This window comes from Desulfitobacterium chlororespirans DSM 11544, from assembly GCF_900143285.1.
Classification (GTDB): domain Bacteria; phylum Bacillota; class Desulfitobacteriia; order Desulfitobacteriales; family Desulfitobacteriaceae; genus Desulfitobacterium; species Desulfitobacterium chlororespirans.
The window spans coordinates 19,809-30,203 of sequence record NZ_FRDN01000025.1 but is presented as its reverse complement, the minus strand read 5'-3'; the positions used below and the strand labels follow the sequence as shown (position 1 = coordinate 30,203).

The 10,395-nt window shown below is 41.1% G+C and carries 12 protein-coding genes; 5 read left to right on the top strand and 7 right to left on the bottom strand.

The window, feature by feature from the left end:
• Positions 1-120: 120 nt before the first annotated feature.
• The 6 genes from BUA14_RS26585 to BUA14_RS26555 all read right to left on the bottom strand — a co-directional run bounded on the left by BUA14_RS26585 (position 121) and on the right by BUA14_RS26555 (position 4,470).
• Entirely contained in the window at positions 121-594 is a 474-nt protein-coding gene (locus BUA14_RS26585) for a DsrE/DsrF/DrsH-like family protein (protein WP_072775353.1), read from the bottom strand.
• Positions 595-608: 14 nt separating this feature from the next.
• Positions 609-923, bottom strand: coding sequence for a TusE/DsrC/DsvC family sulfur relay protein (locus BUA14_RS26580; RefSeq protein ID WP_072775352.1), 315 nt, complete (start codon positions 921-923; stop codon positions 609-611).
• Between the two features lie 18 nt (positions 924-941).
• Positions 942-2,192, bottom strand: a complete 1,251-nt coding sequence (sqr, locus tag BUA14_RS26575) for a type III sulfide quinone reductase, selenoprotein subtype (protein WP_072775351.1) — start codon at positions 2,190-2,192, stop codon at positions 942-944.
• 19 nt (positions 2,193-2,211) lie between these two features.
• Complete coding sequence (locus tag BUA14_RS26570) at positions 2,212-2,481, bottom strand: metal-sensitive transcriptional regulator (RefSeq protein ID WP_011461846.1); 270 nt, start codon at positions 2,479-2,481, stop codon at positions 2,212-2,214.
• Positions 2,482-2,749: 268 nt separating this feature from the next.
• Complete coding sequence (locus tag BUA14_RS26565) at positions 2,750-2,980, bottom strand: hypothetical protein (RefSeq protein ID WP_242954774.1); 231 nt, start codon at positions 2,978-2,980, stop codon at positions 2,750-2,752.
• Between the two features lie 560 nt (positions 2,981-3,540).
• Positions 3,541-4,470 (bottom strand): LysR family transcriptional regulator, encoded by a 930-nt coding sequence (locus BUA14_RS26555; protein ID WP_072775348.1) that lies wholly within the window; start codon positions 4,468-4,470, stop codon positions 3,541-3,543.
• A 281-nt stretch (positions 4,471-4,751) separates the two neighbouring features.
• On the opposite strand from BUA14_RS26555, the gene BUA14_RS26550 reads away from it, so the two are divergent.
• Positions 4,752-5,075: a thioredoxin family protein gene (locus tag BUA14_RS26550; protein WP_072775347.1), complete on the top strand. Its 324-nt coding sequence runs from the start codon at positions 4,752-4,754 to the stop codon at positions 5,073-5,075.
• 60 nt (positions 5,076-5,135) lie between these two features.
• Positions 5,136-6,347 carry an FAD-dependent oxidoreductase gene (locus BUA14_RS26545; protein ID WP_072775346.1) on the top strand — a complete coding sequence of 404 codons (1,212 nt, stop codon included), beginning with the start codon at positions 5,136-5,138 and terminating at the stop codon, positions 6,345-6,347.
• A gap of 106 nt (positions 6,348-6,453) precedes the next feature.
• On the opposite strand, the gene BUA14_RS26540 is transcribed toward BUA14_RS26545, so the two are convergent.
• Positions 6,454-7,821, bottom strand: coding sequence for a TrpB-like pyridoxal phosphate-dependent enzyme (locus BUA14_RS26540; RefSeq protein ID WP_072775345.1), 1,368 nt, complete (start codon positions 7,819-7,821; stop codon positions 6,454-6,456).
• Positions 7,822-8,381: 560 nt separating this feature from the next.
• Here BUA14_RS26540 and BUA14_RS26535 point away from each other — a divergent pair.
• The 3 genes from BUA14_RS26535 (at position 8,382) to BUA14_RS26525 (ending at position 10,358) form a co-directional block, all read left to right on the top strand.
• On the top strand, positions 8,382-8,648 hold the full coding sequence (locus BUA14_RS26535) for a hypothetical protein (protein ID WP_072775344.1): 267 nt from the start codon (positions 8,382-8,384) through the stop codon (positions 8,646-8,648).
• 317 nt (positions 8,649-8,965) lie between these two features.
• Positions 8,966-9,730, top strand: a complete 765-nt coding sequence (locus BUA14_RS26530) for a hypothetical protein (RefSeq protein ID WP_072775343.1) — start codon at positions 8,966-8,968, stop codon at positions 9,728-9,730.
• Positions 9,723-10,358 (top strand): PrsW family glutamic-type intramembrane protease, encoded by a 636-nt coding sequence (locus BUA14_RS26525; protein ID WP_072775342.1) that lies wholly within the window; start codon positions 9,723-9,725, stop codon positions 10,356-10,358. The genes BUA14_RS26530 and BUA14_RS26525 overlap by 8 nt, the downstream gene beginning before the upstream one ends.
• Positions 10,359-10,395 lie beyond the last annotated feature (37 nt).

Here is a 10,395-nt window from a genome sequence, read left to right as displayed (position 1 = left end):
TTTCCATTCGGCACTATGCGGTGATTTGGCCATAAAAATATCCTCCTAAAGTAGATTTGGATATTTCCATGGTCTACTTTAGGAGGAGCATATCAAAGCCTTGTGCCTCTTTTTAATGGTTCAAGTAAATATGATCTGCCCCCCGGCAGAAAGATTATAAAAATCCCCTACGGTAAGGATACTGTCCAGTTGATCGCAAAAGTCTTCCTTTTTTAACTTAAACATCTCCACAGTGGCTAAGCAGGCATAGAGTTTTCCTCCGGCATCAGAGATCATCTCAATGAATTCTGGAATTGGTGGAATATCCAATTCCTCCATTTGTTTCTTCATCATAGAAGTGGCCATGGCGGACATTCCGGGCAAGATTCCGATAAGGGAGGGAATGCCCATGGCGGGATTCCCCACCGTGGCAACTTTAATAGAATCCATCTTGCTCTTTGTGATGGCGTTCAAACCGAAAAAAGTAAAGAAAAGGTTGGCCTCAATTCCTATCATTCGTGCTCCGTTTGCCATAATTAACCCAGGATAGACTCCTTCCAAGGAGCCCTTGGAAATTATAATGGAGACCTTTTTGATTTTCTCTTCATCGGCCATGCTCATTCTCCTCTCTAAACACAACTAACGGGTTTACTTAATCCACCAATTTTTGTCGCTTTAAGGAGGGGACCCTCGGGGAAAAGCGCGTAGAGCTCCTGAGTTCCAATATTACCTATTTTGTTTACTCGACGAATGGTTGGAATTTTTCCTGTCTCAGCAAAGTCCTTTTGTAGGAATTCGATGACCTTCCAGTGTCCAGGGGTGAGGTCTTCAATCCCCAGCTCTTTAGCAATTTCAGAGGCAATATCCTTGTTCCATTGGGATTGGTTTACCAAATACCCCTCTTGGGTCACATCGACGGTATAACCTGCAATAACTTTTTGCATCTAAATTCCTCCTTTGTTTTAAGGCTGATAGAGACCATCCAGCTTCTTGCCGCTGGTTTTCATTTCGGGGGGAACTGTGGGGATGGGGATACCTCTTAAAAGCATGTTCCAGTAAATTGCTTTAAAAGCCAGCTTACCTAGATGATTGACTTTTGTTTCCTTAAGAAGAGAGAAGGGGCCAATTCCAGGCAGGGGAAAGGTACCTTCAACGGGTTCAAGTTCATAATTGAAATCTATTAAAAAGGCTTTGTGATAGCCGGATTCGATAAAACAGTTGGCATGCCCATCAAAGTGGGCGGCTAAGGGTTTGTCAGCAATATAGTTTAAGATGTTCTCGGTTAAGATCTCCGCTTGGAAATGGGCGACAGAACCGGCCTTGGAGGCAGGGAGATCGGAAGCATCCCCAATGACAAAGATATTTTCGTAATCCTTGGATTGCAGGGTGTGCATATGGGTGGGAACAAAATTCAATTCATCGCCCAGGCCTGAGCGCTCAATCAAAGGACTGCCCATATTCACTGGTACTGTAACCAGAAGTTCATAATCCACTTCCTTACCATCCACCGAAATCAGTTTCTTGTTTTTGGCATCTACACGGGGAATACTGAAATTATTGATCAATTGAATATTTTTCTGGGGAAACAAGTGGCCGAGGACATCTGAACATTTTTGCTTCGTGAAGGCACTACCTAAAGGAGTAACATAAATAAGTTCCACTTTGTCGCGAATTTTACGCTTTTCGGCAAAGAACCAATCCGATAAAAAGGCAAACTCTAAAGGAGCAACAGGGCATTTAATCGGCATTTCACTAATGTGAACAACCAACCTTCCTCCAGGCCAATCTTTAAGCTTATCCCTGAGTGCCAGTGCGCCCTCTAGGGTGTAAAAATCAAAGATGTCTTTTCGCCAGCCATCCATGACACCGTCCACTTCTTCAGGAACTATTTCACAACCTGTGGCGATAATCAGTAAGTCATAGGGAAGGACCCAGCCATTAGATAACAATACCTGATTTTTTTCTGCCTCAATTAATTCGATTGGAGACTTGATATATTCCACGCCCTTGGGAATAAAGTCACTTATCTTTTTTATCACATCCTTTTCCGAATAAATTTCAAAGGGGATAAAGAGAAAACCTGGCTGATAATAGTGCTTTTCATATTGGTCTACTATGGTGATAGCCCAATATTTTTTATCCAGCTTGCGCTGAAGGTGGTTGGCCATCATTGTACCGGCTGTACCAGCCCCTAGAATGAGTACTCTTTTCATTGAACCGCCCCCATTCCAATCATTCGTTAAACTTTAGGATATTGTCCAAAATCTTAGATACTTCCGATTTGAGATCTTTTTCTTCGGTTATTACCTTATCCAAGCAATGATCAACGAAATGTCTATTTAGCATGTTCTTGACTTTGTTCATAGAGCTAGTAACTGCTGAAACCTGCACAAGGATATCTGCACACTCTTTTTCCTCCTCTATCATTTTTTCGATACCGCTGATGTGTCCTCTTATGGTTCTTAAACGCATAAGGATGTCTTCTTTTTCACTTGCTGCCATAGGAACACTCCTTTTCTGAAATATCCGACATAAACGTTATATTGGATGATGCCCTGCTTAATAGCTTAAATCTTTTATACCCCCCTAGGGTTAGGGGATATCTTGGGATTAGTATACTATTTCACGAGTATCTATGTCAATAAGATAATCACTAAAAATTCGGAAAAATTTCCCGACATAATAAGGGCATAAGCAAACCCTGAAGACGTCTTTGGTCATCCAGGGTTTTGGGCTTTTAAGAATGGAAACGTTTTTTCGATTGATAAGATTAGGAATGCAAATCCTGCTGAATCTCTTGTTTGACTTTTTGCACTTCAGATTGAGTGTTTAAGGAAGAGCTCATGGTGCTGGATTGCATACCTTGGCTGCTGGACTGCGTGCTCTGGCTGCCGGTACCGGCGGAACCGGTTTGGCTTTGAGCAGCAGACTGTAAATCGCTTTGGATCTCTTGCTTTACTCTTTGAACGTCTGAGCTAGAGTTTTGATTTTGGTTTTGCATAATTACACCTCCCATAATAATGTGTCCAGAAGTGTTTCAACTATTAGTGGAAAATTATAACAGGATTTTACCCGCGCCAGCTAATTGTAAGACAACGAGTACAAAAGTTTCTTGTAGCTGTCGAAAAAGAACAATGTTGGCTATACTTCAAGTTCTTATTTAAAATGGACTTGTGATTATGGTAAGAGCATAGACTGGTATTAGGAGTCAAAAAGGGAAAGGATGAGAGGTATGAGCATGCAAGTGCCCGCCTGCTATCGGAGTTTTGGATTAAAGAGTTTATCAATGGAAAATACTCTTCTGACAGATGAGACTTTTTCTGATGGGAAAAGAATGGACAAGAATGCAAGTTCCTTTAAAGAGTCCATCGAGCGTTCCCCGAACCAAAAGAAACATCGTAAATATAAGGCTCCCTTCTTAGGCACCAGAGGGTGAGCAATAGTTACCATCTCAACGCAAAAGACCGATTAGAAATTACTCTTAATCGGTCTTTGCTCATTATCGATATCTAAGCAGATTGCTTCATTAAGATTTTTATTCGTCGGGTGGGAAGAGGCTCATCAGGCACTGACCCTAATACGATTCACGTATTGAATAAGCTGGTCGATAAATTCGCTTTGCATTTCGTTACGTGGCGTGTCTTTGCAGTAAACCCAGCCGAGAATAAACTTCGGGGTATTCTCGATGGGTATGGTGACTACCGAGTTTCTTTTTTCGAAGTATTCCGCAAAGCTGTTGGAAAAACCAATAGCTAAGCCGCTGGCAATAGTCTCCCGGTAAAGTTTCGAGTTGCCGGTTCTTAACATTACTTTAACCTCTCCGAAAGGTTTGAGTAATTCACTAAGTTGGGATGCATTTTGTCCCACATCATATAAAGCAAGAGGATATTTAGCCAGTTCTGAAGGTTTCACGGATTTTCGATTGGCTAATGGCGAAGATTTTGTGACACAGACTAATTGCTCACATTCAAAGAAGGGCTGAAACGTCAAATTAGCGTTGGAAAAATCTTTGTGATTTAATCGATCACTTAAACCGCTGAACAAACCAATAGCATTTCGGTCTTCACAGATCTCTTCAATAATCTCTTGAGGAAGCTTTTCATTAATCACAAAATTGGCGTTTGGATGTTTTTGGGAGAATCGACATATCATATCTGGTAACAAGGTGCCGGATAAAAAGGGCGTTGTAAGTAAAGTGATTCGCTTTGAGCTTTTTGTATGAAAAAAGTTGTCTCCTGTTGTTTTGGCAATATCAATAAGTTCATCATAGGTAACTAAAAGCTCTTTGGCTTTCTCAACGATCCTTTTTCCAACTTGAGTAAGATGAATTTTATTGCCAGTTCGATTAAGTAAAGAAACCCCCAGCTCTCTTTCCATTTGCCGGATGGCTTGACTTAAGCCTTGCTGGGTAATGTATAATCGTTCAGCGGCATGACTAATGGAACCTGTTTCAGCGACGATGGTGATGTACCTTAAATGGTCAATTCTCATAGGAGCACCTCCTACAGGGGTAATGGTGACATGGTTGTGCTTGTGTACATTATAGCATGATACCCTTGGCTAAGATAAGGTTGAGCATCTTTATATTTTTCTATAGATGATAGTAATTTGCGTTATAGATAGCCTTATCTTAGGTACAACAAAAAGTTGTGAAAGTTGCAAGTTATTGGTGCTTGTCATGTTCAGTATAAGTCATTAAAATCGTGATTGAGGGGATTATCACAGGATGAAAAGGGATATAAAAGTAAAATTAAATCTGGAGGATTATAAACATGTCATTAATAAAATTGGATTCCAAAAGTTTTGAAGAAAAGATTTATGATAGTGGAGAAAAATGCCTCGTGATTTTCTCCAGAAAGAGTTGTCATGTTTGTAAAGAAGTCGTACCTGTTCTCGAAGAACTAGCACCAAACTATGAAGGTGAATTCGGATTTTATTATGTTGATGTAGAAGATAATAAGGAATTGTATCAAACCTTCTCCCTTAGAGGAGTTCCTCAAATTCTTTTCTTTAATGAAGGCGAATACTGCGGAAAGTTTGCCGGAGAAGTGGAGGAAGAGCAAGTTCAAGCAAAGATTTCTGAAATCTTGGGATAAGGCTGGAGAGAAACCTATCATGTGACAGATGCCTGACTGGAAAAGAGAGAGGGTTTAGAAGTGGATAACTGCTATGATTTGATCATAATTGGCGGAGGTCCTGCCGGGCTTACGGCAGGAATCTATGGAGGAAGGGCAAAGCTGAAGACACTGATTATCAATAAAGGAACCATCGGTGGAATGGCAGATAATACCCGTGAGATCGTAAACTACCCGGGATATGTTAATACCAGCGGTCCGGAGCTCATGGAAGATTTCAAGAGACATGCTAAGAGTTTTGGCGTAGAGTTTCTTAAAGATGAGGTAGTAAGCACAGATCTTTATCAAGATCCTAAAAGAATCATAACCAAGAAGAAAAAAGAAGTCTATGGTAAGGCGATCATTGTTGCTGTGGGAACTCAGCCCAGACTCCTTAATATCCCCGGCGAAAAAGAATTACGCGGTAATGGGGTTGCGTATTGTGCTACATGCGATGCCGAGTTCTTCGAGGGAGAAGATGTAGTTGTGGTAGGCAGTGGGGACCAAGCCATTGAAGAAGGAATATTTATCACCAAGTTTGCTCGTAAAGTCACGGTCATTGTCCTTCATGATGAAGGAGTCTTGGATTGCAATAAGGTCAGTGCTGAAAAAGCCTTGCAAAGTGAGAAGATGGAGTTTGTTTGGAATTCCACTCTAGAGGCAGTTTTAGGTGATGAAAATGTGGAAGGGGTAAAAGTGAAAAATTTAAAGACAGGCACTTCATCAATCCTCCCCTGCCAGGGTGTGTTCTTCTTCGTAGGTATGATTCCGGCCACTGAATTTCTAAAAGATAGTGGGATAGAAATGGATCACCGCGGCTATGTTTCCGTCAACGATTTGATGGAGACGAATCTTTCCGGGGTCTATGCCGTTGGTGATAACCGAATCAAATATCTTAGGCAAGTCGTTTCCGCAGCGGGAGATGGAGCCACTGCTGCTGTCGCTGCAGAACGCTATATTGAGGAACTTGAGACTTTCCAAAAGAGCATCCTGAATAGTGAGAAGAAGGTCTTACTGGTATTCTTTAATGCAGCCGACACTCAAAGTCTGGAGTTCTCTTCACTAATGGAAGAACTTCACAAAGAACATAGCGAAGAGTACATATTGGTGAAAGTTGATATGGCAACAAAGAAAAACCTCGCTGAAAAATATAGTGTAACCAATGCCCCTGCCGTTGTGGTATTGGACAAAGGCAAGAAAGTTAAAGATATGGAATGCAGCACGGATAAAGCAACCTTAGCAGGACAGTTATAGTAAACGACAAATTATAAGGCCTACAACCAAGTGGTAGAGAGGATTTCCCGGAATGGATATCCATGCTCTACTACTTGGTTTTTATGAGGGAAATAGGCTTTCAGTTTTAGTCTACTTTAGGCAAAGTAGCAAAGCTTTTTTCTAAATCTTCATCCGTAGGGATAAAGTCGGTCATGGTGCCCGCGTTGTAATTCATATAAGCGGACAGGTCAAAGTATCCGGTGCCGGAGAGCCCGAAGAGAATGGTTTTCTTCTCTCCGGTTTCTTTGCATTTAAGGGCTTCATCAATGGCTACCCGCAGTGCGTGGGAAGATTCAGGAGCGGGAAGAATTCCTTCACTGCGGGCAAAGAGAGTAGCAGCATCGAAGATCTTGGATTGCTCAACCGCCCGGGCTTCCATAAGGCCATCATGATAGAGCTTGGATACAATGCCGCTCATGCCGTGGTAGCGAAGACCACCGGAATGGTTGGGGGAGGGAATGAATCCTGAGCCCAAAGTGTACATTTTTAGAAGTGGAGTGGTTTTTCCTGTATCGCCAAAATCATAGGCATATTTGCCACGGGTTAAAGATGGACAAGAGGCAGGCTCTACACCGATAAAGGTAATGTTATTTTTTCCTTGGAGTTTATCTCCGAAGAAGGGAGCAATCAGGCCGGCATAATTGGAGCCGCCTCCTACGCAGCCGATCATAATATCGGGCTGAATACCGTACTTTTCGCAGGCAATCTTGGTCTCTTCACCGATCACGGTTTGGTGGAGAACCACGTGATCAAGGACACTGCCCAGGACATAGCGGCAATTCTCAGATTTTAGAGCTACTTCGATTGCTTCGGAGATAGCGCATCCTAGGGAGCCGCCGGTGCCGGGATTTTCGGCGAGGATTTTTTTCCCGATTTCTGTGGTGTCAGAGGGAGAGGGGATGACCTTACCGCCATAAGTCTCAATCACAGCCTTGCGATAGGGCTTCTGCTCAGAGGAGATCTTCACCATATAGACGGTGAGATCAATTTGATAATAGGCACAGGCCATGGATAGGGCCGTACCCCATTGCCCCGCGCCGGTCTCTGTAGTAAGGGAAGTTAAACCTTGTTTTTTAGCATAGTAGACCTGGGCGGCAGCGGAGTTGAGTTTGTGGGAGCCGGAGGTATTGGTTCCTTCAAATTTATAGTAGATCTCTGCGGGAGTATCCAGCAGCTTTTCCAGGCAATAGGCTCTGACCAAGGGAGAAGGACGGTACATCTTATAGAAATCTCGTATATCTTCAGGGATCTCAATATAAAAATCTTTAGTGTTTAATTCCTGTTCGATTAACTCATCACAAAATACAGGTTGCAGATCTTCGATGGTGCAGGGCTTTAGCGTTCCAGGGTGAAGCATAGGAGGGGGAAGTTCCTTCATTACAGCCTTCAAGTTGTACCAGCTTTTCGGCATTTCCTCTTCGGAGAGATAGATTTTGTAAGGTGTTTTCGTCATGTGGTTTCATTCCTTTCGTTTGTTTAGTGTAAATATTTTAAAAAACTCCATTTTGATTGAAGCTTTCTATCCCGAAAAAGAAAATTAAAAAAGCCTCTGTCCCCTTATAGGACAAAGACTTCCATCTCTGCGATACCACCTGCATTGCGTAAATACGCCACTTACTTCGTATACTATCATATACGCTTCATGGATAACGGGTGAAGTTCCCGGCTAGCATACTTTTACCATGATATTCGTCTTTCATGGTTTATCAAGGTAATTTCTGCATCACCCTCATGAGTCCATTCGTGATAAGTCTACCTGTACTGCAATTCCACCCTCTGCAGCTCTCTGAACCTGAGAACTTATCCTACTACTCTCAATCAACGGTTTCAAAGTATTTATATATAATTTATAAAAATATTATCCTGTTATATAATATTTGTCAAGAAAAAAGTAAAAGAAGTTATATGAAAAGAAACAATTTAATTTGCTAAACCCTATTGACAGCATTATCCATTCTTGATATAATACACCTTGTGTGTAAATTTTGTATTTAAGAAAGAAAGAGGTTTCCAATGAGTTTTCAAAGTGATTTTCAGATTTTTCATGGAGAGATCAAGAAGCTTGGCAAGCTTGACCAACACAACATCAATGGGTCGAAAAAATTCTCTGTTTTGAGAGACCAGATTCTAACCGTTCTTGGGGCATCCTTTGGTAAAACATCGAGGGAATATCGTATCGTAGAATTAACAAAATCTCCGGTGACGGTTCTTAAGGTTATGAATCATATCGCTGCGCGGAGCGCAACGCTGACTTGCCAAAGTATCGCTGTAAACATCTAATCCATTTTTATCAAGTACTATTCACTGAAGCAAGATTTATAGTCTAGTCAAGATTTAGATTGAACAGTTGACATCTTAACTAGTGGTGTATGGCCACCTTCCTAATTGAGGAGGGTGGTTTTTGTTTTAATATGAATATTTAATCCTTGCCATAAGAATTTTATATTATATAATCTCAAAAAATTATTTTAAAAATCTGTGAATTATATAACATTTGCTCGTGAAATATGTCATAATGTATATAAAGTATATACCAACTCTTGAATGTAAATGAAGTTGACAATGTAGTAATATGGCACTCAAGGTAGGGGATTTTCATGATTACATGGGATCAAGTCATCCAAGGAATGTTAAAACGAAAAGAAATCTTGACATTAACTGTTAAGGCTGTCTGTATTCTTTCGTTTGTCTGGGCAGCTCTATTTTATATTTTGCTTTTCATCGATTTTCCTTATGCTAAGTTAAATGCGGTAGCCAATGGAATACAGTTTTTCTCTGGATTAGCTATCGGTATGCTTGTGATTTGCTATGCTCGATTCAGCTGCCAGCGTTATTTAGTATTGGGAGTCGCTTTGGCTGTATTAAGTTGGACTTTGGGACAGCTTTACTGGTTTTCTGTTATATTTCTTAATGGCTCGTCACTCCCTTATCCATCCATTGCGGATCTGGGTTTTATAGGAACTTATTTCTTCCTGATTGGGGTAATCCATACAATCACAAGGGGGATACCTCAGTATACCATTGAGATAAAATATTGGAATCTATGGCCCCTAGGATTACTGGTAATTCCTATTTTCCTGGCTCTGGTAGGATCCAGTAATCTACTGATCAATACAGATAACCTGGTCTTAACACTAGCTATAGTGTACACCCTATGGAAAGCTCAGCCTATTTTCCCTATTATCCGGTACCGGTTGTTTATAGCGGGTCTTTGTTTGCTATGCCTAAGTGATATGATATTTATGATATGTGTCTGTTTGATACCTGATACATGTACACTTTCTACAGATGCTTTATTCCCAGCAGCCCTATCCTTAACGGCTTACGGCTTTATGAAAGTAGAGGAGATGTCCGATGGGTGAGGCTATTTTTGTAGGGACCATTATCCCCCTTTTTTTTCTGGCGATTATCCTAAAAGGTGAACACAGGCTGCTGATACTGTTTTTTACCTGGGGTCTTATTGCTTTTGCGATTTCACTGACCTTGAATAATGCTTTGGTTCGGCATTTTCAGATTAATACTCAGCAACTTTCCACCACTTGGGCTCCGATTATTGAAGAATTTACAAAGGCATTACCACTTGGGTATTTTCTATTCAAATCGGAAAAGAAAATACCCATTGTTTATTTTGGGATTGCGGCCGGGATTGGATTTTCTATTCAAGAAAATTATGTATACCTCTTAGGACACATGCATGAAAGTGGATCGCCGATTCCTTTTATTATTACTCGTAGTGTCACAACCTGCCTTATCCATGGGACGACCACAGGCATTGTTGGCTTTGGGCTCAGTATAGCGAGGCAACTAAACGGTATAATTTGGCCACTGCTGTTTGGTCTCTATACTGTAGCAGTCACGATTCATGCCTTATATAATCTGTATATTTACTCTAGTTATCAATCCATTGGTTTGTTTATGCCGCTTTTCCTTTATTTAATAGGATTTGCAGTGCTTAATATAAAGGAGGACAAGGGGCGGGAAAAAGACTAAGATGGAATTTTGTTTGGAGTTGAGGTAGTATTAATCG